This window comes from Brachybacterium hainanense, from assembly GCF_042434575.1.
In the GTDB taxonomy this organism is placed as follows: Bacteria; Actinomycetota; Actinomycetes; order Actinomycetales; family Dermabacteraceae; genus Brachybacterium; species Brachybacterium hainanense.
This window is the reverse complement of record NZ_JBHLSV010000002.1, coordinates 58,208-80,334: the sequence shown is the minus strand read 5'-3', so window position 1 is coordinate 80,334 and position 22,127 is coordinate 58,208. Positions and strand designations below refer to the sequence as shown.

Sequence of the window (22,127 nt, the reverse complement as noted above, 5' to 3'; positions counted from 1 at the left end):
GCTGCGGGGCGCCGACCTTCCCGATGGCCCTCCCGGTCGTGAAACGACTCAACGGACGCTAGCACGGCCGCTTCGGGGGCGACAAGGGGTCGTGCGGCAGGGACGCCTCGGCGGCTTTGAAGCGCATCAATGAAAACCGGTGCCTGACCTGCAGGTAAGCGTTTCCCCTGGTCGTGCCGAGAAAATCGTCGACTGTGCCCGATGGTCACGAATCGACATCGAGGCGTTGACATGCCCTGGGAGGGCGCCCTACTCTCGGCTCCAGCTTGGAGCGTTTCAACAACGCTGCTCCTCCGCCGATGGTGCGGGGGCTCATCCGGACAACGAAGTGGATGTGGAACCCATGGACCTCTCTCGTCGCTCATTCCTCGGCGCGGCCGGCGCCGCCGCCTCCGCCCTCGCGATCACCGGCTGCAACCGCGGCGGGGGAGGCGGCGAGGTCACCTTCCTCACGGGCAACGATCCCAACAACATCGCCGCGGCAGAGGCGCTCGTGAAGGCCTTCAACGAGTCGCAGGAGGCCTTCACCTTCAGAGTCGACTCCCGGCCCGGGGGCACCGAGGGCGACAATCTCATCAAGACCCGTCTGAGCACGAAGGACATCGCGGACGCCTTCAACTACAACTCCGGCTCGCTGTTCCAGGCGATCAGCCCCGCCGTGAACCTCACGGACCTCTCCGACCAGGAGTGGGTCTCCCGGGTGGTCGACACCTACAAGCCCGCCGTCACGGCCGAGGACAAGATCTACGGCGCCCCCTACGGCGGCTCCAACGCCGGCGGCGTCCTCTACCACCGCCCGACCTACGAGAAGCTCGGCCTCGAGGTACCGCTGACCTGGGACGACTTCGTGGCCAACTGCGAGGCGGCGAAGGCATCGGGGATCGACGGCATCATCCAGTCCTACGGGGAGACCTGGACCTCGCAGTTCATCGTCCTCGCCGACTTCCACAACGTCGCCGCCGTGAACCCTGACTTCGCCGCGCAGTACACGGCCCACGAGATCGGCTTCGCCGACGACCCCACCGCCTTCCGCGCCTTCGAGCGGTATCAGCAGGTCACGAGCTCAGACTTCATCAACGAGGACTACGTCTCCGCGACCTACCAGCAGGCCGTCGGCTACGTCGCCACCGGCGCCGGGGCGCACTACCCGATCTTCGCCAGCGCTGTCACCGAGATCCAGGCCTCGAATCCCGACGCGATCGAGGACGTCGGCTTCTTCGCCCTGCCGGGCGACGATGCGGCCACCAACGGCCTCACCGTCTGGCTCCCCGACGGCATGTACGTCCCGGCCTTCGCGGAGAACGTCGAGGCCGCCAAGGCCCTCGTCGCCTTCGTGACCAGCAAGGAGGGGCTCGCCGCCATGGCGACGGTCTCCCAGCCCACCGGCCCGTACATGGTCTCCGACGTCGAGCTCCCCGCGGAGGTGCCCGGCGCCGTCAAGGATCTCCAGGCGTACTTCGAGAAGGACGGCGCGACCACCCCAGCCCTCGAGTTCTCCTCGCCCATCAAGGGCCCGAACCTCGAGAACATCCTCATCGAGCTGGGCACCGGCAGCATCGACGCGAAGACCGCCGCGCAGAACTACGACAAGGACGTCGAGAAGCAGGCCCAGCAGCTGGGTCTGGAGGGCTGGTGATCCGATGACCGCGCTGACCGCCCCGTCCTCCGCGGCCCCGGCCGCGGGGCGCTCCCGCGGCCGTCCCGGCCGCAGCTATCTCCATCGGACCTACCCGCTGTGGTACTACATCCCCGCCGGAGTGCTGTTCCTCGTCTTCTTCGTCGTCCCGACGCTCGCCTCGTTCTTCTTCAGCCTCACCCGGTGGAGCCTGTTCGACTGGGAGTTCATCGGGCTGGACAACTACATCCAGTTCCTCACCGAGCCGCAGATGATCGGCTCCCTGCGCAACACCGTCGTGTACGCGGTCCTCACCAGCGGGGCGAAGGTCGTCCTCGGCATGGCGCTGGGGCTGCTGCTGACCACGCAGATCCGGGCCCGCGGCCTGCTGCGCTCGATGGTGTTCTTCCCCGTGATCGTCTCGACGATCGGGGTCGGGATCATGTTCACGACGATGATGCATCCGACCGACGGGCTCATCAACGCGACCCTGGGGGTCATCGGGATCGAGGGGCCGAAGTGGCTCGCGAACCCGCAGCTGGCGCTGATCTCCGTCGCCTTCGTCGACATCTGGAAGGGCGTGGGTCTCGCGACGGTCATCTACATGGCCGGCATCACCGCGATCCCCACCGAGTACTACGAGGCCGCCCGCGTCGACGGGTCCAGCGCGTTCAGCTCCTTCTGGCACATCACGCTGCCGCTGGCCCGGCCCGCGACCTTCACGGTCATCCTCCTCTCCCTCATCGGGGGCCTGCGGTCCTTCGACCTCATCTGGGCGATGACCAAGGGAGGCCCCGGATTCGCCTCCGACGTGATCGCATCCGTCGTCTACAAGCAGTACCAGGCCGGGTTCTACGGCCTGTCGACCGCCGGCAACGTCGTCATGTTCGTGGTCGTGATGGCGATCGTCCTCCCGCTCAACGTCCTCATGAGAAAGGCGGAGGTGGACCGATGAGGTCGAAGATCCGCGTCACCCTCGTCAGCGCGCTGACGTTCGTCCTGTTCCTCCTCGTCTTCGTCGTCCCCTTCGCCCTGGTCGTGATCAACGCGATGAAGGACCGTCAGGAGTCCGCGAAGCTGGACCTCTCCTGGCCCACCACCTTCCGATTCGCCTCGAACTTCCTCGAGGTCCTCGAGGCGCGGGACTACATGCTCATCACCGCGATGATCAACTCCACGATCCTCACGGTCGTGTCCGTGACGGCGATGGTGATCGTCTCCGCGATGGTCGGCTTCACCCTCCAGCGCCGCCGAAGCCGGGTCAACGGCCTCGTGAACGCGATGGTGCTGATGGGGCTCATCGTCCCGCCCGCGGTCGTGCCGACCGTGTGGGTGCTGCAGAGCCTGGGGCTGTTCAAGACCCTGCCCGGCCTCATCCTCGTGGAGGTCGCCTACGGCATCGCCTTCTGCGTGATCCTGTTCCGCGCGTTCATGGGCACCGTCCCGAAGGAGCTCGACGAGGCGGCGATCATCGACGGCTGCGGGCCGCTGCGCCTGTTCTTCCAGGTGATCCTGCCGCTGCTGAAGCCGACCGTGGTGACCGTCATCGTGGTGCAGTCCGTGAACGTCTTCAACGACTTCACCAACCCCCTGTACTTCCTGCCGGGGGACGAGAACGCGATCGTCCAGCTGACCCTGTACAACTTCATGAGCCAGTACTCGACGCAGTGGAACCTGCTGTTCATGAACATCCTGCTGATCACGATCCCGCCGCTGCTGGTCTTCCTCTTCTTCAACCGGCAGATCGTCGCGGGCATGACCTCCGGGTCGGTCAAGGGGTAGCTGCCGGAGGTGAGGAGGGGGCCCGAGTAGGATCGGGTCCCGGAGCTCTCGAGGGGAAGGACGCCCATGGCCAGCATCAAGGACGTCGCGCGCGCCGCGGGCGTCTCCATCGGGACCGTCTCCAACGTCCTGAACCGCCCGGAGATCGTCTCGCCGTCCCGTCGCAGCGCCGTGGAGACCGCGATCGCGGAGCTCGGGTACGTGCGCAACGATGCGGCCCGGCAGCTGAAGGCGGGGCGCTCCCTCACGGTCGGATGCATCGTGCTGGACATCTCGAACCCCTTCTACGCCCAGCTCGCCGCCGGCGCGGAGCTCGCCGCGGAGGCCTCCGGGATCGGGGTGCTGACCGGGAACTCGGGGCATCGGACCTCCCGCGAGCGCCTCCAGCTGTCCCTCTTCGAGGAGCAGCGGGTGCGGGGAATCCTGCTGGCCTCGCGAGGCGGCACCGAGGAGCTGGTGCGTGCGATCCACGACCGCGGCACGCCCATCATCCTCATGGAGACCGATGAGCACGTGGAGTCCTTCTGCTCGGTCTCGACCGATGACGCGGCGGGCGGCCGGATGGCCGTCGCGCACCTGCTCGAGCAGGGCCGTCGCCGCATCGCCGTGATCGCTGCGAAGCTCGAGCTGCGCCAGGTCGCCGCGCGCATCGCCGGGGCGAGCGCCGCCGTCGCCGAGGTCCCCGGCGCCAGCCTCGAGATCATCGAGGCGGACGACCTCACCGTCCTCGCGGGCCGTGCGGCCGGCTCCCGGATCGCCTCCCGGCCCGCGGGCAAGCGCCCCGACGGCGTCTTCTGCATCAACGACCTCATGGCCGCCGGGGCCATGCAGGCCTTCGCCTTCCAGGACCGGATCCGCATGCCCGAGGACATCGCGCTCATCGGCTACGACGACATCGCCTTCTCCCGCAGCACGATCGTGCCCCTCAGCTCGGTCTCGCAGGCCGCGGAGATGATGGGCCGGACCGCCTATGCCCTGCTGGAGGAGGAGGTCGTCCACGGCGGCGGCCACGTGCACCGCCACGTCACCTTCCGGCCCGAGCTCGTGGTCCGCCGTTCGACCGATCCCGATGCCGCGGATCCCCTGGACGCCGAGGGCGCCTGACCGTTCCCCCGCAGACCGGCGCTCGGCAGCTCAGGGGAGGGTCGGCGCGAACGTCTCCAGCGTGACGCTCGCCCGCACCGCGGCACGCATCGCGCCCGGGACGTCGGCGATCGCCCCGAGTGCGCGGGCCTGCACCGCGACGTTGCCCAGCGCTGTCGCCTCCATCGGGCCGGCGATCATCTCGATGCCCAGCGCATCGGCCGTGAGCTGGTTCAGCAGGGCGTTGCGGCTGCCGCCGCCGACCACGTGCAGACGCTCCGGCAGCGGCTGCCGTGCAAGGCGACAGGCCGCGTGGAGCTCGTCCCGATACGTCTGTGCGAGCGACTCGAGGATGCAGCGCACCAGCTGCGCGGGCGTGCGCGGGAACTCCTGGTCGCCGCTGAGGACCTCCGCCGCGGCCGCCACGCGGTCCGCCATCCGGCCCGGTGCCAGGAACTGCGGGTCCGTCGGGTCGATGCGGAACTGTCCGCCGGGCACCGCGGCCGCAGCGGCCAGCAGCCCGTCCAGCTCGACGTGCGCACCGTCCTCCTCCCACTGGCGGATCGACTCGCTGACCAGCCACATCCCGGCGACGTTCTTGAGGAAGCGGAAGGTCCCGTCCACGCCGCGCTCGCTCGTGAAGCCCGCCTCGCGGGCGGCTTCCGTGGTGATCGGGGCGGACAGCTCGAGGCCGATCAGCGACCACGTGCCCGAGGAGATGTAGGCGACGGGGCCGTCCTCCGGGGCCGGCACCGCGACCACGGCCGAGGCCGTGTCGTGCGAAGCCGCGGCGATCACCGGGACCTCGCCGATGCCGAGCTCCGCTGCGAGATCCGGCAGCACCGTGCCGATCTGCTCGCCCGGGGCGACCAGCGGCGCCAGCACCGAGGGGTCGATCCCGGCCGCGCCGGAGCCGCCCGCGTTCCCGGATGCCGCGGCATCGGGCGCCGTCCTCTCCGGCACCCGGGCGGCGGCGAGCAGCTCGGGGGACCAGACGGGGGCCGCGGCCTCGAGCATTCCGGTGCTCGAGGCATTCGTGATCTCGGTGCACCGCTGCCCGGTGAGCAGGAAGGCGACGAGGTCGGGGACCATCAGCAGGTGCGAGCCCTCGGGGAGCCCCGCCAGGCGGTCATCGGCCGCGAGCTGGTAGAGCGTGTTGAAGGGCTGCTGGGCGATGCCGGTGAGCGCGAACTGGCGCTCGCGCGGCACCGTCCGTGCCACGGAGTCGGCCACGCCGTCGGTGCGGGCGTCGCGGTAGGCGATCACCTCGCCGATGCGCGTGCCGTCCGGCCCCACCAGGGCGTAGTCCACCGCCCAGGAGTCGATACCGATCGAGGAGATGCCCTCCAGGTCCATCTGCCGAGCGAGCTCGCCGGCGGCGACCAGCCCTGCGCGGATGTGCTCCCACAGCGCGTCGACGTCCCAGCTCAGGTGCCCCTCGCGCTCGCCGAGGACGTTCGGGAAGCGCCGCGCCTCGTGCAGCTCGAGCCGCGCCGGAGCGCCCGGGTGGACGATGCCGAGCATGACCCGACCCGAGGTCGCGCCGAGGTCGATCGCCGCGACCGCGATCGACCCGTCGCCTCCCGCCGGCGCGCCGCCGGCCTCCGGGCTCATCTGCTTCCTCATCGCAGGAAGGCGGCGGCCACGCCGGCATCCACGGGGATGTGCAGGCCCGTGGTGTGGGAGAGGTCCCCCGCGGTCAGCGCGAAGACGGCATTGGCGACGTTCTCGGGCAGCACCTCGCGCCCCAGCAGGGTGCGCTGCGCGTAGAACTCGCCCAGCTTCTCCTCCTCGACCCCGTACACCTTGGCCCGGGAGGCGCCCCAGCCGCCGGCGAAGATGCCCGAGCCGCGCACCACGCCGTCGGGGTTGATGCCGTTGACGCGGATCTGGTGCCCGCCGAGCTCGGCGGCGAGCAGGCGCACCTGGTGGGCCTGATCGGCCTTGGTCGCCGAGTAGGCGATGTTGTTGGGCCCGGCGAAGACGGAGTTCTTCGAGGAGATGTAGATGATGTCCCCGCCCATGTCCTGATCGAGCATGACGCGGGCCGTCTCGCGGGAGACGAGGAACGAGCCGCGGGCCATGACGTCGTGCTGGAGGTCCCAGTCCTTCGCGGTGGTCTCCAGCAGCGGCTTGGACAGCGAGAGCCCGGCGTTGTTGACGATGAGGTCCAGGCCCCCGAAGAACAGCACCGCCTCGTGGACCGCATCGATCACGGCCTGCTCGTCGGAGACGTCGGCGCGCAGCGCGGCGGCCTTGTCCGGGCCGCCCAGCTCCTCGGCGACCTTCTGCGCGTTCTCGAGGTTGAGGTCGGCGATGACGACGTGGGCGCCCTCGGCGACCAGGCGCTGCGCGGTGGCCTTCCCGATGCCGGAGCCGCCGCCGGTGACGAAGGCGACGCGGCGGGCCAGGGGCTTCTCCGCCGGCATGCGCTGCAGCTTCGCCTCCTCCAGCGCCCAGTACTCGATGCGGAACTTCTCCGCCTCGTCGATGGGCGCGTACGTGGACACGGACTCCGCCCCGCGCATCACGTGGATGGCGTTGACGTAGAACTCCCCGGCCACGCGCGCGGTCTGCTTGTCCTTGCCGAAGGAGAACATGCCCACGCCCGGGACCAGGACGATCGCCGGGTCCGCCCCGCGGATCGCGGGGGAGTCGGCGTCGGCGTGACGGTCGTAGTAGGCGGTGTAGTCCGCGCGGTAGGCCTCGTGCAGCTCCTTCAGGCGGGCCACGGAGTCCTCGACCGAGGCATCGGAGGGCAGGTCCAGGACGAGGGGCTTGACCTTGGTGCGCAGGAAGTGGTCGGGGCAGGAGGTGCCCAGCTCCGCGAGCGCGGCGAGCTTCTGCGAGGCGAGGAACTCGTGGACGTCCTCGGAATCGGTCCAGTGGCCCACCATCGGCGCGTCGGTGGAGGCGAGGCCGCGGATCACGGGGAACAGGGCGGAGGCCTTCGCGCGGCGCTCGGCCTCGGGCAGGGCGGCGCGGGCGGCGTCGTGGGCGCCGAAGGGCTCGGCGGAGCCGTGCGCGTCGAGATATGCCTGCGCCTCGCGGATGATCCGCAGGGAGTTCTCCTGCGCCTGCTGCGATGTCTCGCCCCAGGCGGTGATCCCGTGTCCGCCCAGGATGCAGCCGATGGCCTGAGGGTTCTCCTCCGTGATCGCGGCGATGTCCAGGCCCAGCTGGAAGCCGGGGCGGCGCCACGGAACCCACACGACGGCGTCGCCGAAGACCTCGCGGGTGAGGCGCTCGCCATCGGCCGCGGTCGCGAGGGCGATCCCGGCGTCGGGATGGAGGTGGTCCACGTGGGCGGCGTCGACCAGGGCGTGCATGGCGGTGTCGATCGAGGGGGCGGCGCCGCCCTTGCCGAACAGGCAGTGGTCGAAGGCGGCGACCATCTCGTCCTCGCGCTCGACGCCCGGATACACGTCCCGCAGGGCGCGCACGCGGTCCAGGCGCAGCACCGCCAGGCCCTTCTCCTGCAGCGTCCCGAGGTCGCCGCCGGATCCCTTGACCCACAGCAGCTCCGTCTCCGCCCCGGTGACCGGGTCGGTCGCGGTGCCCTTCGCCGAGGTGTTGCCCCCGGCATAGTTGGTGTTCACCGGGTCCGAGCCCAGCTCGTTCGAGCGCCGCAGCAGCGCGGCGATCGTCTCCTCAGCGGTGCTCATCTCAGGCTCCCCATCCCATCTGGTTCCCGCCGACGCGCTCGGCGGCGACCTTCTCCTCGTAGCCCGAGGCGCGGAAGGCCTCGAACGGGTCCGCCGGCAGCCCCTGCTCCTCGCGGAAGGCGGCCAGCGCCGGGCGGACATCGGTCCAGAAGGCATCCATGAGGATGCCGTTGGCCTCCAGCACATCATTGCGCTCCTGGGCGTCGGCAAGCGCCTCCCGGTCCACGAGCAGCGCCTTGGCGAGCGTCTCCTGGACGTTCAGGACGGAGCGGATCTGCCCCTGGATCTTCGACTCGATGTTGTGGCACTGGTCGAGCATGAAGTTCACCCCGGAGGCGGGGCGGTGCGCGTCCTGCTGGACGATCTCGAAGAGGATCCGGAACAGCTGGAACGGATCGGCCAGTCCCACGATGAGATCGTCGTCGGCGTAGTTGCGGGAGTTGAAGTCGAAGGCGCCCAGGCGGTTCTGGCGCAGCAGCTGCGCGACGATGAACTCGATGTTCGTGCCGGGCGCGTGATGGCCCGTGTCCAGGACGACCAGTGCCTTCTCGCCGAGGGCCAGGCAGTGCAGCAGGCTCGTGCCCCAGTCCGGGACGTCCGTGTGGTAGAACGCCGGCTCGAAGAACTTGTACTCGAGCACGAGGCGCTCATCATCGGCGAGGCCCTGGTAGACCTCCGCGAGGGACTCGGCCAGACGGTCCTGGCGGGCGCGGATCGAGTCCTGGCCGGCGTAGTTGGTGCCATCGGCCAGCCAGATCTTCAGCTCCTTGGAGCCCGTGGCGCGCATGACGTCCAGGCACTCGAGGTGGTGGTCGATCGCGCGGCGGCGCACGGTCTTGTCGCCCGCGGTGAGAGACCCCCACTTGTACTCGTCGTCCTGGAAGGTGTTCGAGTTGATCATGCCGATGCGCACGCCGAGGTCCTCGGCGTGCGCGCGCAGTGCGTCGACGTCCTCGACCCGATCCCAGGGGTAGTGCAGGGACACGCGCGGGGCGAGGCCCGTCACCGCGTGCGTCTGCGCGGCGTCGGCGATCTTCTCGAAGGGATCGCGCGGGGTGCCCGGGGTCCCGAACACCTTGAAGCGGGTGCCGGAGTTCCCGTACGCCCAGCTGGGCACCTCGATCGAGAACTCGCGCAGGTCGCGGGCGACCTGATCCGGCAGGACGGCGGGAGTGGGCATGGGATGCTCCTTCGACGGGTGGCCGACCGGCAGCGCTGCATGTCGGAGTTGTTGAAACGACTCAATGCCCCGTAATGTAGCACGGGTGGCACGTGGTGTCAGCGGGATGACGGTCGCGGATCGCCGATCCGAGCTGCACGCCGGCCCAGACTGCCGGCATCGGACGACCCGCCGCCGAGCCCTCCGTTCTGCCCGATACCGCGGTGATCCGCTCCCGCCCCGAAGGAGACCCCCATGACCGCCCCCGATCTCGACCAGCTGCTCGCGAGCACCGATGCCCGCAGTCCCGGACGCTGCTGCTTCCTGCTCCACGTGAAGCCGGAGAAGCTTCCCGAGTACGTCGAGGCGCACCAGCACGTGTGGGAGGAGATGCGCGAGGCTCTCACCGAGGCCGGATGGCGCAACTACTCCCTGTTCCTGCGGGCGGAGGACGGCCTGGTCGTGGGCTACTTCGAGGCCGACGACGTCGACGCCGCGCAACGGTCCATCGCGGAGGCGGCGATCGCTCCGCGCTGGGAGGCCGCGATGGCCGAGTACTTCGCCCCCGCTGCGGACGGCACCCCCGGCGGCGACAAGGAGATCCTGCCGCAGTACTTCCACCTGTCCTGATCTGTCACCCTCGGGCCCGTCAGCCCGCTCCCGCCCCGCGGATCGGAAGAATCCGGAGCCTCACGGCCGGAAAGCGGCATCTTCTCCACCAGATGGCTCTCCGGCTCCAGAAGATTCCGGTGACCGCCCGCCGCGGGCCCGATCAGGCGGTGCTGGTCTGTCCGATCGGGTCCGCACCGTCCTGCGGGGCCGCTCGTTCCTCGCGATCCCTCCGGACGGAGCGGGCCCGATCAGGCGGTGATCGCCACGAGCGAGGGGTCCACCGGGTAGCGGGGCGGGCGGCCGGCGAGGAGGAGCTCGAGGTCCTCGAGCGCCGTCTGCGCCATGCGGTGCAGCTCGTTCCCGAGGGAGCCGGCGATGTGCGGGGTGATCTCGACGGTCGGCACCTCCCACAGCGGGTCATCGGGCGCGAGACGGTCATGCACGTCCAGGACGGCGCTGATCCGACCGGTCAGCAGCTCCGCCCGCAGCGCGTCCTCGTCGACGAGGGCCGGCCGGGCCGTGTTGATGAAGGTCGTGCCGTCGGCCATGAGCGCCAGCAGCTCGCCCGTGATCATCCCACGAGTGGAGGGGACGTCCGGGGCGTGGAGGCTCACGACGTCGGAGCGGGAGAACAGCTCCGGCAGCTCGACCTTCTCCGCTCCGAGCCCGTCGGCGTCCGCGACGGACAGGAAGGGATCCGAGATCAGGACGTGCACGTCGAAGGGCGCGAGCATCTGCGCGACCAGACGGCCGATGCGGGAGGCGCCGATCAGCCCCACCACGGACCCGTAGTTCCCTCCCGGGGCGTCCGAGCGCCAGGCCGCCGTCGTGCCGCGGCCGCGTCGATGCTCGGCGGTGCGGGCGAGGGTCCGCTTCCCGGCGAGAAGGATCTGGGCGAGGGAGAACTCGGCCACCGGCACGGCGTTGGCCTGCGCGGCGGTCGTCACGACGATTCCGCCCCGGTCCCAGACGGCCGGGCCGATGAGATGCTGCACGGTGCCGGCGGTGTGGATCACGGCGCGCAGGCGCGGCATCCGGGCGAGCGCATCCTCGTCGATGAGGGGAGCGCCCCAGCCGGTGACGAGCACCTCCGTGCGGGCGAGATCCTCGGCGCGAGCGGCGCCCCAGTCGGGGACGGGCTCGGGCACGAGCAGGTCCACGAGCTCCTCGAGGCGGGACCGCTGCGCGGGTGTCATCAGCAGCGGCGGCAGCTGCGCGGACATGGCCAGCAGAGCCGAGGGCCTGCGGGCCTCCTGCTCCGAGGCGGGATCGGGGGGCGAGGACGCGGTGGGTTCGGACATCAGAGGGGGTCATCTCCGGTTCGGGTGGCGGGATCGGCGGGCTGGTCGGGGGATGGTCCTCCGCCCCACAGCGCCGTCAGCAGGTACGGCGGCACGGCGAGGCCGCAGGCGATCGTCAGCGGTGCCAGCAGCCACAGCGGGGACAGGGCGATCACGGCAGCGGGGGCGAGCAGCGCCCGCAGCGGACGGGTCACCAGCAGACGGCCGGCGCCCAGCACGAGGTCCGCGCGGGCCGCCTCCGGATCCGCGGCGAGGGTGACGTACGCGCTCGCGAAGGCGACGAGCACCCAGCCGAGGGGGAGCATCGCACCGACGGCGAAGGTGCGCAGCGAGGGATCCATGACCGGGAGGACGAGGATGTTCCCCGCGACGGCGAGGAGCACCAGCCAGATCCCCGCGGTCACGGGCAGGTCCCGCAGCCAGGTGGCGCGCAGGTGCCGCAGCACGGTGCGGAAGGCCTCGTCGCCGTGCTCGGCCAGGGAGCCCAGGACGCGAGCGCTGCCGGAGAGGCCGGGGGCGAGGCCGATGATGCTGAGCGCCCCCAGCAGCGCGGCGGCGTTGGACGCGATGACCGCCCCGGGGATGGCGAAGGCACGCAGCCAGCCCCCGGGGCGGTAGTCGCCCGATGACGTGGTCATCGGGGCATCGTCTCCTGCACGACCTGCCGGCTCACTTGATGCCCGAGGCGGCGAAGCCCTGGACGAAGTAGCGCTGGAAGATCAGGAACAGGATGATCATCGGCACCGCGGCCAGGGTGGTCCCGGCCATCAGCAGATGCCAGTCGGTGGTCGCCTCCTGCCGGAACACGGAGATGCCCACCTGGATGACCCGCAGGTTCTGCGAGGTCGTCACCAGCAGCGGCCACAGGAAGTTGTTCCAGCCGCCCTCGAAGCTGAGCAGCGCGACGGTGAGGATGCCGGGCTTGATCAGCGGCGTCATGATCCGGGTGAAGATCCCCAGCTCGCTCAGCCCGTCCAGGCGGGCGGCCTCCATCAGCTCGGTGGGGGTGCCCACGTAGAACTGGCGGAACAGGAAGACCATGAAGGGCGAGACCGCGCCGGGGACGATGAGCGCCCACCAGGAGTCGATCCAGCCGATGCCGCCGGTGCCGAGGATCGAGTTCCCGCCGAAGAGCGGCACATGGCGGACCATGAGGAACACGGGGATCACGGTCGCGTAGAACGGGATCATGATGCAGGCGACGATCCAGCCGAACACGAACTTCCGCAGCCGGAAGTCGAGCTTCGCCAGGGCGTAGCCGCAGGCGGAGGCGAAGATGACGTTGAGGATCGCCGCCGATGCCGCGAGGATGAGGCTGTTGCGCGCGTAGATCGCGAAGGGTGCCTTGGACAGCGCCTCCGAGTAGTTCTCGAGGCGGACCTTCTCGGGGATGAACGGCATCGGGACCCGGGCGAGCTCCGTGGGGTCGCGGATCGAGGACAGCGCCATCCACAGGAACGGTGCGGCCATGATGATCGCCGCCACCAGCAGGAAGACAAAGATCGCGACGTTCGCGGCCTTCTTCTGGGTGCGCAGGCTGCGGGTGCTGCGGTGCGAGGACGCACGGGTGTCAGTCGCCATCGGTGCCTCCCACGATGCGGCGGGACAGGAAGGTCAGGCCCACCAGCATGAGCAGCAGGATCACGCTCTGGGCGCTCGCGAGGCCCATGCGGAACTCCTGGAATGCGGTCTGGTAGATCCGGTAGGTCACCACGGAGGTGGCGTTCGCCGGTCCGCCCTCGGTGAGGATGTAGATGAGGTCGAAGGTCTGGAAGTTCGCGATCAGCGAGGTCACGAGGATGAAGAATGTGGCGGGCTTCAGCATCGGGACCGTGATCCGGAAGAACTTCTGGACGAAGTTCGCGCCGTCGATGTCCGCCGCCTCGTACAGCTGCGTGTCCACGCCCTGGAGGGATGCCAGGTAGATGAGCATCTTCAGACCGATGCCCTGCCAGATGGTCACGAGGATGACCGAGCCGAGGGCGAGGCTGGGGGAGGTGAGGAACGGCAGCGGGCCGATCCCGATCAGGCCGAGGACGGTGTTCATCAGTCCGCTGCCGGAGGGGTTGTAGATCCACAGCCAGATCATGGCGACGGCGACGGTCGCGGTGATGTGGGGGAGGAACACCATGGTGCGGAAGATGCCCTGTCCGGGGATCGCCCGGTTCAGGAGCACCGCGAAGACCAGGGCGAGGAACATCGAGACCGGGATGCCGATCCCGGCGATGATCACGTTGTGCAGGACCGACGTCCAGAAGATCCCGTCCTGGAAGATCGTCGCGTAGTTCCCGAACCCGATGAACTCCGGGGCGTTGATGACGTCGTACTTGGTGAAGCTGAGGCCGATCGCGACGACGATGGGGATGCCGATCCAGATCAGCGTGTGCAGGGCCGCGGGCGCGGCCAGGATCGTGCCCCATCGGGCCTCGGCTGCGCGCGGGGAATGACGGCGTCCCCCGCCCCCGGGGCCGGCCGTGGCCGGCGCCGGAGGCGAGGTCGCTGCAGATGCGGTGGCCGACATCAGGTCAGAGCCGCCCGATGGCGTCGTCGCAGAGCTTCTTCATCTCGTCGAGCATCTGGTCGACGGTCGACTTGCCGGTGAGGCAGGCCTCGATGAGGGGCTGGAGGTTGCCGCGGATCTCCATCCACGCCGCGGTGCCGCCCTCGGCCGCACCGGCCTTGTCGAGGTTCTCGAGCGCGAAGGAGGCCAGCAGGTTGCTCTTGATGTCCTCGTTGTCGGGGATGTCGGCCGTCGGCGGCACCTTGCCGGTCGCGCCGTTGGCGATGCCGAGGATCTCCGGCTTCATGAAGTGCTTGACCAGGGCGATCGCGGCCGCCTGGTTCTGCGAGCGCTTGGAGACCGAGATCAGGGTGCCGCCCTGGAACATGAGCTGGCCGCCGTCGGTGGTCGGCATGAGGAAGGTGCCCACGGCGCCCTCCTTCGTGAGCTCCGGGGTCATGTCCAGCCAGCTGGGCCACACGCCGGTGCTGGTGATCGCGATCGCGGACTTCTTCTGCTGGAACGGGGTGGGCTGCCCCTCCGCGGCCTGGAGGTTGTAGTCCACCGAGCCGTTCTTCATCCGCTCGAGGATCCACTCGGTCGCCTTGCGGCCCGGCTCCTCGTGGAGCTTCGGCGTGAGGCCGTCCTCGCTGAACAGGGTGCCGCCGTGCGCGTAGAGCAGGAAGATCCAGGCCTGGCGGAGGGTCGTGGAGAACAGGTCGAAGCCGATGACCCCGTCCTTGGTGAGCTCATCGGCGACCTGGCCCAGCTCTTCGATGGTGGCCGGGGGCTCGGTGATCCCCGCGGCCTCGAAGAACTCGGGGTGGTAGGAGAGGAAGCGGAGGTCCAGCCCCTGGGGCAGCGAGTAGTAGTCGTCGTCGTACTTCGCGGAGATGAGCACCGTCTCGTCGAACTTCAGGGTCTCGACGTAGTCGGTGGGCAGCTGCGCGAAGACGCCCTTGTTGGCGAAGGGCGGGGTCCAGCCCACGCCCGTCATGATGACGTCGGCGATGACGCCCCCGGCGATCGAGGTCGTGAGCTTCTCGTTGAGCTTGTCCCAGTCGACCTGGTCGACGGTGACCTTGACGCCCGTCTCCTCCGCGAAGGGGGCGATGATGTCGTTGTCCAGGACGGGCCGCTGGTCGCCCACGAAGTCGGGGGTCAGCAGCGTGATCTCGCCGGAGAGGTCGGTGGCCTCGGCGTCGAGGTCGATGGGGGCGTCCTCGTCCCCTCCGCCGCCGCTTCCGCAGGCGGCGGCGGTGAGTCCGATGGCTCCTGCGCCGGAGGCGGCGAGGATGGATCTGCGCGACAGCTTCATGGTGGTCCTCTCGTTGTTCCCTGACGCGTCCTCGCGCCCGGTGGACAATCGGGGTGCTCGTCAGGGCTCTTCTGCGCGCCCGAGACTAGCAACCGCTTTCCGACGTGTCGATCCGCACGTTCGCGGACTCCGTGTCTGCTCCGAGGTAACCGCCTTCCCCGCCTGAGCCCGCAGAAGTTGCATCGTGTTGCCCTCGCGTGACCTCCTCGTGATCGAAGGGAGGGCGAATGCGCAGTTTTCATCGCTGCAAAGCCGGGGCGGAGGCCGGTCGGGCCGCGCGGGTACGATCGGTCCCATGCCCGCCGATCGCCCCAGCGCCATGGTCCAGGACTACCTCAAGGTCATCTGGAGCGCCCAGGAGTGGGACGGCGGATCCATCTCGACGAGCGCGATCGCGGAACGTCTCGGGGTCGCCCCCTCCTCCGTCTCCGGAAATCTCAAGCGTCTGGCCCGGGACGGGCTGATCGAGTACGAGCCCTACGGCGCGATCGAGCTCAGCGATTCCGGACGCTGTGAGGCGCTGCGCATGGTCCGGCGGCATCGGCTGCTGGAGGCCTTCCTCGTCGAGCGGCTCGGCTACACCTGGGACGAGGTGCATGAGGAGGCCGATCAGCTCGAGCATGCGATCTCCGACCGGCTGCTCGCGCGGATGGACGCGGACCTCGGGCACCCGGCGGCGGACCCGCATGGGGACCCGATCCCGGGTCCGGACGGCTCGGTCTCCCGGCCGGAGTCGCACCGCCTGAGCGATCTGGCGCGCGGACGGTGCGGCCTCGTCGTGCGGATCTCCGACCGTGATCCGGAGCTGCTGCGGTATCTCGATGCGCGCGGGATCGGTCTGGGGACGCACCTGCGCATCGACGCCCGGTCCGAGGGTGCAGGAGTGCTCGCGGTGTCCTGGGAGGCGGGGGACGAGCATCGCGCCCTGGATCTCTCCCTGGTCGCCGCCGAGGCGATGAGGATCGCTCCGGACGGCCACGCGCCGGCGGCGTGAGACGGGAGCGGGGGTGCCCCCCGCGTGCGCGGGGGTGCGGGGCGGCGCGGTGCGCTCTGCCTGACAGGGGTGGGATGCCTGCCGGGTGCTGAGTGCAGGGAGGCCGTGCCGAGCCACGGATCCGTCGCCTCGTCGCCGCGCGCCTCCCGGGTCCGGCCCCGGCAGTTCCGGACCGGGGCTGTGACGCTTCTGTGACCCCTCACGCTGGACACCCCTTATCGCAACCGTTACGTTAAGGCATGTCGCGACGGGCGGGCAGGGAAGCCCGCCGCCCCGGGAGCAGCCGGGGACAGGACGTCGCGCCCGACGAAAGGCACGATGATGAGCCGCACGACCCTTTCGCTTCCGTCTCGCCCCGGCCCGGTGCATCCGGATCGCGGTATCTCCCGGCGTGGGATCCTCGCCGGTGCGGGCCTCGCCGGCGCCGGACTGGGACTCGCTGCCTGCACGGGTGGACCCGATGACGGTGCGACGCCCGAGTCCGATGAGAACCACAAGGACCTCGTCATGACGGTCTGGGGAGGCGAGAGCGACAAGGAGGCGTACCAGGCCCGCATCGACCTCGCGAAGGAGAAGTTCCCCGACTACACGATCACGCTCCAGCTGATCCCCTCGGAGAACTACGAGCAGAAGGTCCAGACGATGATCTCGTCGAAGACCGGCCCGGACATCATGCAGGTCGCGGAGAACGTCAACGTCTACTCCTCCAAGAGGCAGCTCGTCGCCCTCGACGACTACATCGCCGAATCCGGCCTCGACCTCGAGAAGGCCTTCGGCCCGGTCGGAGCGAACTATGTCTGGGAGGACAGGGTCTACGGCATCCCCGACCGCTCCGGCGCGATGGTGCTCTACTACAACAAGGACCTCTTCGACGCGGCGGGCATCGGGTACCCGAGCATCGACTGGAGCTGGGATGACTTCCTCGAGGCTGCCAAGGCCCTCACCGATCCGGCGAAGAAGCAGTTCGGCTTCGGCGGCGTGGGCTGGTGGCCGCAGTGGTTCTCCCTCGTCGAGCAGAACGGCGGGCACGTGATCGACCCGGAGACGGGGGCGCCGGGCGTGAACTCCCCGGAGGCCGTCGAGGCCCTCCAGTGGTGCTACGACCTCTACTTCACCCACAAGGTCGCGCCGACCGCCGTGGACTACTCGAACATGGGGCCGGAGATGGGGGCCGACGGCGCCTTCCAGCAGGGGCTTTTCGCGATGAACGCCACCGGCTTCTGGGCCGTGGGCGGAAATGCGGACATCGAGGGGCTGAACTGGGACATAGCCCCGTTCTTCCACGGGGCGCAGAGCGCCGTGAGCGCCTTCGGCTCCGCCCTCGTGATCCCGACCGCGGCGAAGAACCCGAAGGCCTCCTTCGAGATCATCCAGTTCCTCACCTCTGCCGAGGGGCAGACCCCGATCGCGGATCTGGGCCAGGACGTGCCGGCGAACCTCGAGCTGCAGCAGAGCGAGGCCTTCCTCGACCCGGATTGGCTCGAGGCCGATGTCGCCCTGCAGGCCTTCCCCGACTCCGCGGAGATGATCTTCACCCCGAGGTTCATCCCGGAGTGGAACGAGATGCAGAAGGCGATCGACGACGCCATGGCCTCCTTCTGGCTGGGCGAGTCCGATGCGAAGACCACGGCCGACGACCTCCAGAGTCGCCTCGAGCGGGTCATCAAGCCGGCCGGGTGATCCGATCATGACCGTCCTCGACGCCGCTGCCCCGCCGGGACCGGGGCGCATCCCCGCCCCGGGGGGCCGACAGCCCCGTGCGACGATGCCGCCGCACCGCCGCAGGGAGGCCCTGCTCTTCTATCTGTTCATCTCGCCGTGGGTGATCGGATTCCTCGTGTTCCTGCTGGGGCCGATGCTGTTCTCGATCTACCTCTCGTTCACGGAATGGGACTCCTTTACCGCTCCGCAGTGGGTGGGGCTGCAGAACTACATCACCCTGCTGACCGATGACCCCATCTTCTGGAAGGTCATGGGGAACACCGCGTACTACGCGATCATCTCCGTCCCCCTCGGCATGGTGGTGTCGCTGTTCATCGCGAATCTTCTGAACAAGCGGGTGAGGTTCCGCAAGCTGTTCCGGACGCTCGTGTACCTCCCTCACCTGATCCCGATCGTCGCCGTGGCGCTCATCTTCCAGATGGTGTTCGCCCCGGAGGCGGGACCTCTGAACCAGTTCCTCGCCCTGTTCGGCATCACCGGACCCCACTGGCTCATGGACGCGGCCTGGGTCAAGCCGGCCCTGATCCTCATGTCGCTGTGGCAGGCGGGCGGCGGCACGATCCTGCTTCTGGCCGGGATGAACGGCATCCCGAAGGAGCTGTACGAGGCCGCGGAGATCGACGGGGCCTCATCGATGCGCCAGTTCTGGGCGGTCACGTTCCCACAGCTGACGCCGGTCATCTTCTTCAACCTCATCATGGGGATCATCGGCTCGTTCCAGGTGTTCGCGCAGGTCTTCATCCTCACCGGAGGCGGCCCCGACAACGCGAGCCAGATGGCGGTGCCCATGCTGTTCGACGAGGCGTTCCGCTTCTACCACATGGGCTACGGATCGGCGATCGCGTGGATCCTGTTCGTCGTCATCATGCTCTTCACCGCCCTCGCGTTCGCGACCTCGGGCCGCTGGGTGTTCTACGAGTCGGAGGTGCGCTCATGAGCTCCCGCAGGCCCGTCCTCCACGCCTTCCGCGCCGGACCGCTCACCTACGGCATGCTGGTGATCCTCTCGGCGATCTTCATGGTGCCGCTGGTCTTCGTCATCTCGATCGCGCTCGCGAGCGACACGACCGTCTCCACGGGCCAGCTGACCATCTTCCCGCGGGACTGGCGCTTTGCGAACTTCGTGGACATCTTCCGCACCAGCCTGCCGGTGGGCAGCTTCCTCGTGAACTCGGTGATCATCTCCGTGACCAGCGCGATCGGGCAGGTGCTCTCGAGCTCGCTGGTCGGCTACGCCTTCGCGCGGCTGCGCGCCCCGGGGAAGAAGGCGCTGTTCCTCGTGGTGATCGCGACGATGATGATCCCCGGGCAGATCACGATGATCCCGCAGTTCTGGATCTTCAGCGAGCTGGGCTGGGTCGACACGTTCCTTCCGCTCATCGTCCCGCAGTTCTTCTCGAACGCCTTCAACATCTTCCTGGTCCGCCAGTTCATCACCCGCATCCCCTACGAGATGGACGAGGCCGCCTCGATCGACGGGCTCGGATACTTCGGGATCTATGCGCGCCTCGTCCTGCCCATGATGACGCCGATCCTCATCGCGATCGGGATCTTCACGCTCACCGCCATGTGGGGCGACTTCATGGGTCCCCTCATCTACATCAACAGCGAGGACAAGATGCCGCTGGCCCTCGGCGTGCAGTACCTGACCTCGACGAGCCAGGAGCTGCAGACGCCCCCATGGAACCTCATCATGGTCGGATCGATATTCCTGTCCCTGCCGATGATCGTCATCTACTACTTCGGCCAGAAGTACATGTACGAGATGAACCTGTCGGCCGGAAGCGCGGGGGTGAAGTGATGCCCGAGCTGACCCTGTCGCCCGGGAGCCTCGAGCTGGGCGGCCGACCCGCGGTCCTCCTGTGCTCGTCCGTCTTCCCCTTCCGCCTCCCCGCGGACCAATGGGCCCACCGTCTGCGCCGTGTCCGCGAGAGCGGATACCGGATGGTCGACCTGTACGTGCACTGGGGCTTCCACGAGGAGGTCGAGGGCTGCATCGACTTGAGCTCCCCGGATCGGGACCTGGCCCGCTTCCTGGATCTCGCCGCCGCGGAGGATCTGCTGGTGATGGCGCGCCCGGGGCCGTACATCTGCTCGGAGACGGACGGGGGCGGCCTGCCGTGGTGGCTGCACGGACGCGGTCTCGCGCTGCGCAGCACGGACCCCGGGTACCTCGCCGCGGTCGACCGCTGGTTCGCGGCCGTTCTGCCCGTCCTCGCCGCCGCCCAGACCACGCGCGGCGGCCCGGTCGCGCTCGTGCAGATCGAGAACGAGCTCGACTTCTTCGACTGCCCGGATCCCACGGCCTACCAGGAGCATCTGGCCGCGTCCGCGCGCGAGCACGGGATCGAGGTGCCGATCATCGCCTGCGCCGGCCAGGGCGACCTCTCCGGGGCGGGCGGCGACGTGCCCGGCGTGGTGCCGACCATGAACCTCTACCCCTCGGACGCCTCGACGGCCTTCGACGAGGAGGCGCGCGCCGGGTACGAGGAGCTGGCCGCACGGGGCCTGCCGCTGCTGGTCACCGAGACCAATCGACTGCACCGGACCCTGCGTCGGGAGATCCTCGCGGGAGCGCGGCTGGTGGCCCCCTACCTGCAGACCTCGGGCTTCAACCACCTCCTGCTGCCCTCGGCGGGGAACTGGGGGGATCCGGGGAACCTCATGACCCATGACTATGACTTCGGCGGGTACATGTCCCCGGACGGGCGTCGCCGGCCGGAGTACGACGAGGCCGTGCGTCTCGCCCGCACCCTCGAGGCCTGGGGCGAGCGCCTCGCGACCGCTCGCCCCGTCCCCCTCGCGGAGGCGGGGGTGGCCGGGATCGACGCAGGAGGTGCGCTCGCCCTGCCCGGAGGCGGCCATGTGATCGGTCCGGCCGAGGTCCACGGCACGGACGCGACGGTCCGCATCGGCGCCCATGCGGCGCGGGTGCCCGCGAGCACCTGTCCCTTCTGGTCCGTGCAGGTGCCGCTCGAGCCCTGGGGCGCCGAGGCGTCCCTCGTCCTCGCGACCGCGGAGCTCGTGGACGTCGTGCGCGCCGAGGCCGCCGGCGGCCCGCTCACCCTCCTCCTCGAGGGCCCGGCCGATGCCCGCGTCGTGCTCGCGACCGCGCAGGGGGAGCTCGTCGTGGACGGCCACGGCGAGGCCGAGGCCGGGGGAGTGCGCATCGTCCTGCGCCCCGTCCCCGCGGGCGCGGCCGACGCCGAGCCCGTCCTGTGCCGGGCGGCCCTCGAGGTCGGCCCCGCTGCGGAGCCCACCGAGGCTCCGGGCACCGAGCACCCCCTGCCCGCGGACGGCGCCGTACCGGCCACGGAGGCGCTGGGCCTGCGCGACGGGCGCCTGCGTGCGGACCTCGCCATCCCGGCCGGCGCCCGGGAGCTGCTGCTGCTCGGTGCCGCGGACCTCGTCCGGGTGATCGTCGACGGGGCCGAGCAGGGCACCGCGGTCCCGCACGGCGCCCCGCTGTCCGTGCCGCTCGGCCCGGCGACCGCCCACGAGGTCACGGTCATCACCGAGACCTGGGGGAGGGCGAACTTCGACGACGCCCGTCGGCCCGCCCTCGCCCTCGGCGCCGGACGCGGTCTCGGCGCCGTGCACGTCGTCACCGCGGCTACGGACGTGACCGAGCTCTGGCGGGTGCGCCGGATCCCCGATGCCCGCGGCGCCCGGGGCGACCGCGCGCAGCCGCCGATCCGTCCGCTGGGCGGATGGTCGAGCCCGCGGCTCGGAGAGGACGCCGTGTACGTGCGTCGCCTGGACCGGCCGGAGGAGGGGAATGCGCTGCTTCGTCTGGTGGGCCTCACCCGCCCGGTGCACGTGAGCCTCGACGGCGGGGCCGAGGTCCTGCTGTCCCCGGAGGCGCCGGTCCTCGATCTGGGCGCCGGAGGCTCCGTCGAGGTCGCGATCCGGGCGCCCCACGTGCCGGACGGCTTCGTCTCCCGGGCCGAGCTGCTCGCTGCCGTCCCCCCGTCCCTGCGTGGCCTGCGCACCGTGGACCGCGGCGCGATCACCGCGCAGATCGCGGACCCTGCGCCCCTCGTCGCGGCCACCGCACCCGTGCGCATCGCCGCGGGACGCCCCGTGCACGTGCGGGCATGGACCCCGCGCAGCCCCGCGGTGGGTGTCCAGCTGCAGCTCATGGGAGCGGACGTCCAGGTCACGGTGGTGGCCGCGGGCCGGCCCGTGTCCCGGCACGTGCTGGGCTCCCCGGCCGTCGCCGGCGGCGACGCGCACCGGTCCTGGGTCCCCGCCTCCTACCTCGGCGAGGACGTCTCCCACGTGGAGCTCCTGGTCGAGGCGCTCTCCCCGCAAGGCGGTATCTTCGAGGGCGCGTCCTGGTCCGACGCGATCAGCTGACCCGACCGCATCGACGCC

At 69.8% G+C, this 22,127-nt stretch carries 18 protein-coding genes; 10 read left to right on the top strand and 8 right to left on the bottom strand.

All coding sequences use genetic code 11. The annotated features are described in order from the left end of the window. The first annotated feature begins 343 nt into the window (after window positions 1-343). The 4 genes from ACFFF6_RS01855 (at window position 344) to ACFFF6_RS01840 (ending at window position 4,501) form a co-directional block, all read left to right on the top strand. Entirely contained in the window at window positions 344-1,636 is a 1,293-nt protein-coding gene (locus ACFFF6_RS01855; protein WP_376977686.1) for an ABC transporter substrate-binding protein, read from the top strand. A gap of 4 nt (window positions 1,637-1,640) precedes the next feature. Then, window positions 1,641-2,570, top strand: coding sequence for a carbohydrate ABC transporter permease (locus ACFFF6_RS01850; RefSeq protein WP_376977684.1), 930 nt, complete (start codon window positions 1,641-1,643; stop codon window positions 2,568-2,570). Beyond that, complete coding sequence (locus ACFFF6_RS01845; protein WP_376977682.1) at window positions 2,567-3,397, top strand: carbohydrate ABC transporter permease; 831 nt, start codon at window positions 2,567-2,569, stop codon at window positions 3,395-3,397. The genes ACFFF6_RS01850 and ACFFF6_RS01845 overlap by 4 nt, the downstream gene beginning before the upstream one ends. A gap of 66 nt (window positions 3,398-3,463) precedes the next feature. Continuing rightward, window positions 3,464-4,501 carry a LacI family DNA-binding transcriptional regulator gene (locus tag ACFFF6_RS01840; protein ID WP_376977681.1) on the top strand — a complete coding sequence of 346 codons (1,038 nt, stop codon included), beginning with the start codon at window positions 3,464-3,466 and terminating at the stop codon, window positions 4,499-4,501. Window positions 4,502-4,531: 30 nt separating this feature from the next. On the opposite strand, the gene ACFFF6_RS01835 is transcribed toward ACFFF6_RS01840, so the two are convergent. Genes ACFFF6_RS01835 through rhaI form a run of 3 tightly spaced genes read right to left on the bottom strand, consistent with a single transcriptional unit; the run spans window position 4,532 to window position 9,325 of the window. Then, window positions 4,532-6,094, bottom strand: a complete 1,563-nt coding sequence (locus ACFFF6_RS01835) for a rhamnulokinase (protein WP_376977679.1) — start codon at window positions 6,092-6,094, stop codon at window positions 4,532-4,534. Between the two features lie 8 nt (window positions 6,095-6,102). Then, entirely contained in the window at window positions 6,103-8,145 is a 2,043-nt protein-coding gene (locus ACFFF6_RS01830) for a bifunctional aldolase/short-chain dehydrogenase (protein ID WP_376977677.1), read from the bottom strand. 1 nt (window position 8,146) lies between these two features. Then, window positions 8,147-9,325 carry an L-rhamnose isomerase gene (gene rhaI, locus ACFFF6_RS01825; RefSeq protein WP_376977675.1) on the bottom strand — a complete coding sequence of 393 codons (1,179 nt, stop codon included), beginning with the start codon at window positions 9,323-9,325 and terminating at the stop codon, window positions 8,147-8,149. Window positions 9,326-9,559: 234 nt separating this feature from the next. On the opposite strand from rhaI, the gene ACFFF6_RS01820 reads away from it, so the two are divergent. Further along, complete coding sequence (locus ACFFF6_RS01820) at window positions 9,560-9,934, top strand: L-rhamnose mutarotase (protein ID WP_376977674.1); 375 nt, start codon at window positions 9,560-9,562, stop codon at window positions 9,932-9,934. Window positions 9,935-10,164: 230 nt separating this feature from the next. Here ACFFF6_RS01820 and ACFFF6_RS01815 read toward each other — a convergent pair whose 3' ends face one another. The 5 genes from ACFFF6_RS01815 to ACFFF6_RS01795 are packed head-to-tail and all read right to left on the bottom strand — an operon-like array spanning window position 10,165 to window position 15,035. After that, the gene (locus ACFFF6_RS01815; RefSeq protein WP_376977672.1) at window positions 10,165-11,217 is read right to left on the bottom strand and encodes a hydroxyacid dehydrogenase; all 1,053 of its coding nucleotides are present in this window, start codon (window positions 11,215-11,217) and stop codon (window positions 10,165-10,167) included. After that, complete coding sequence (locus ACFFF6_RS01810; protein ID WP_376977670.1) at window positions 11,217-11,855, bottom strand: hypothetical protein; 639 nt, start codon at window positions 11,853-11,855, stop codon at window positions 11,217-11,219. Before ACFFF6_RS01810 ends, ACFFF6_RS01815 begins: the two co-directional genes overlap by 1 nt. Before the next feature lie 31 nt (window positions 11,856-11,886). Next, on the bottom strand, window positions 11,887-12,798 hold the full coding sequence (locus tag ACFFF6_RS01805; RefSeq protein ID WP_376977668.1) for a carbohydrate ABC transporter permease: 912 nt from the start codon (window positions 12,796-12,798) through the stop codon (window positions 11,887-11,889). Then, entirely contained in the window at window positions 12,788-13,738 is a 951-nt protein-coding gene (locus ACFFF6_RS01800; protein WP_376977666.1) for a carbohydrate ABC transporter permease, read from the bottom strand. Before ACFFF6_RS01800 ends, ACFFF6_RS01805 begins: the two co-directional genes overlap by 11 nt. Before the next feature lie 4 nt (window positions 13,739-13,742). Further along, window positions 13,743-15,035 carry an extracellular solute-binding protein gene (locus ACFFF6_RS01795; RefSeq protein ID WP_376977664.1) on the bottom strand — a complete coding sequence of 431 codons (1,293 nt, stop codon included), beginning with the start codon at window positions 15,033-15,035 and terminating at the stop codon, window positions 13,743-13,745. A 295-nt stretch (window positions 15,036-15,330) separates the two neighbouring features. On the opposite strand from ACFFF6_RS01795, the gene ACFFF6_RS01790 reads away from it, so the two are divergent. The 5 genes from ACFFF6_RS01790 to ACFFF6_RS01770 all read left to right on the top strand — a co-directional run bounded on the left by ACFFF6_RS01790 (window position 15,331) and on the right by ACFFF6_RS01770 (window position 22,109). Further along, a complete protein-coding gene (locus tag ACFFF6_RS01790) occupies window positions 15,331-16,029 on the top strand; it encodes a metal-dependent transcriptional regulator (RefSeq protein ID WP_376977662.1) in 699 nt (232 codons plus the stop codon). Between the two features lie 507 nt (window positions 16,030-16,536). Next, complete coding sequence (locus ACFFF6_RS01785; RefSeq protein ID WP_376977660.1) at window positions 16,537-17,709, top strand: ABC transporter substrate-binding protein; 1,173 nt, start codon at window positions 16,537-16,539, stop codon at window positions 17,707-17,709. A gap of 7 nt (window positions 17,710-17,716) precedes the next feature. Beyond that, window positions 17,717-18,688 (top strand): carbohydrate ABC transporter permease, encoded by a 972-nt coding sequence (locus ACFFF6_RS01780; protein ID WP_376977658.1) that lies wholly within the window; start codon window positions 17,717-17,719, stop codon window positions 18,686-18,688. Then, the gene (locus ACFFF6_RS01775; protein ID WP_376977656.1) at window positions 18,685-19,551 is read left to right on the top strand and encodes a carbohydrate ABC transporter permease; all 867 of its coding nucleotides are present in this window, start codon (window positions 18,685-18,687) and stop codon (window positions 19,549-19,551) included. The genes ACFFF6_RS01780 and ACFFF6_RS01775 overlap by 4 nt, the downstream gene beginning before the upstream one ends. Next, window positions 19,551-22,109, top strand: a complete 2,559-nt coding sequence (locus ACFFF6_RS01770) for a beta-galactosidase (RefSeq protein WP_376977654.1) — start codon at window positions 19,551-19,553, stop codon at window positions 22,107-22,109. The genes ACFFF6_RS01775 and ACFFF6_RS01770 overlap by 1 nt, the downstream gene beginning before the upstream one ends. Window positions 22,110-22,127: the final 18 nt, after the last annotated feature.